The organism is Streptomyces sp. NPDC002125, assembly GCF_053593715.1.
The window spans coordinates 1-1,486 of sequence record NZ_JBSFDD010000086.1; the positions used below are offsets into that span (position 1 = coordinate 1).

Sequence of the window (1,486 nt, forward strand, 5' to 3'; positions counted from 1 at the left end):
GGGGCGAGAAGCCCCCAGCACCCGGCCGAAGGACGGGTGCACCACCACGGCGCTGCGCACCGGGCTGCGCCCCGACGCCGGAGCCGGCGCCCACGACCTGGCACCACCACGGCGCTCCGCGCCCGGCCCGGCCACGGGCGCCTGGGGTGCGTGAGGGGGTGGCGCGGGAGCGCCCCTCACACCCGGCCGGAGGCCGGGTGCCGGACCGTCGAGCGGCGCACCGTCCGCCGGCCCCACCGTGCGGCCGTCGCTCGCGCCGGGTCCACTACCCCTCGTGCGCGACCGGCGAAGCCTCGGCGGTCCGTCGGCGCCCACCGCCGCATGGGCAAGCCGAAGGGGGCGGACACCTGCGTGGCGTCCGCCCCTTCGAGGGTATGCGGGCTCAGCCTCCTGAGCCCCCTTCACGCGCTCGGCGGTGACCCGGCCGGGCCGGGCGGGGGGGGGTCAGTTGGTGGCGTCGGCCTCCTCGTCGTCTGTGCGCCACAGCGGCAGGGCCTCGAAGTCCTGGCTGGGCGCAAGCTTGACCACGGCCGTACGCACGGTGGCGGCTTTGACGGTGGCAGGCAGCAAGGCCGCGACGGCCCGGGGGTCCCTGTTCGCGCGCCACATGGCGTAGAGCACGTTCTGACGCTCGGCGCGGGCCTTCGTCAGCGCCTGGCGGGCGGCCTGGTAGGTCGCTTCGATCTCCAGCCCCGCCATGAGTAGAGGGGCGTCGACGCCCTCCCGCTGGCTGGACGCTTCGATCATCTCGGCGCGCATGGCCTGGTAGACCGTGCGGCCGATCGCCTCCGCCTGACGCTCGGGGGTGATCTGCTCGCTCATGGGTTCCTCCGGGTGTGGGTTTCGAGGGGTTCTCGTTGTCCGGGGTGCCACCCCCTTACAACAAGTTCAATATTACCAGCATTGGGCCTGATCACCTAGCGAAAAGGGGCTCTGAACAGGCATTCTTCAGAAGCCCCCGTGATCTCTTCTGGAAGGCTTCGCGCGCAGTTGGCACGCATAGGGCTAGCGCGCACGGACCCCTGTCGTCACGATCGACAGGGGCTCAAGCGGCGCTTAGGGCAAGTCAATGAGCGCGCGAACCCAGTTCGGTCGCGAACTAGCCCAAAGCGCCACTAGATGGCCATCGGCGTCGTACGCAAAGATCCACTCACCCCACGGCTGACGCAAGACACCCAGGCGGCAAACCCGCACCCGGGAGTCGAAAGTCTCAACGTGGCGCGACTCAATCACTCGCACGACCCGGAAGAACGTCGTTCCGTCGTCGTAGGTCATCACCTCTGTCGGCCCGGTCAGTTCTACCCATTCCGCGAAGCTGCGAGCCTCCGCCGCCGTCTCGACCTTCTTCGGTGCCATAGGAATCACGTCCTGTAACGATGTGGGTTTCGAGGGGTTCTCGTTGTCCGGGGCGCCATCCCCTTCCAACAAGCTCTATATTACCAGTGTTGGGCCGGATCACCTAGCGGAAAAGGGGGTCTGACCAGGG

At 69.0% G+C, this 1,486-nt stretch carries 2 protein-coding genes; both read right to left on the minus strand.

Going from position 1 to position 1,486, the window contains the following annotated elements; all coding sequences use genetic code 11:
• Nucleotides 1-444: 444 nt before the first annotated feature.
• On the minus strand, nucleotides 445-822 hold the full coding sequence (locus ACWCQM_RS40910; protein ID WP_450920137.1) for a hypothetical protein: 378 nt from the start codon (nucleotides 820-822) through the stop codon (nucleotides 445-447).
• A 234-nt stretch (nucleotides 823-1,056) separates the two neighbouring features.
• Nucleotides 1,057-1,356, minus strand: coding sequence for a hypothetical protein (locus ACWCQM_RS40915; protein ID WP_450920138.1), 300 nt, complete (start codon nucleotides 1,354-1,356; stop codon nucleotides 1,057-1,059).
• Between the last annotated feature and the right edge of the window lie 130 nt (nucleotides 1,357-1,486).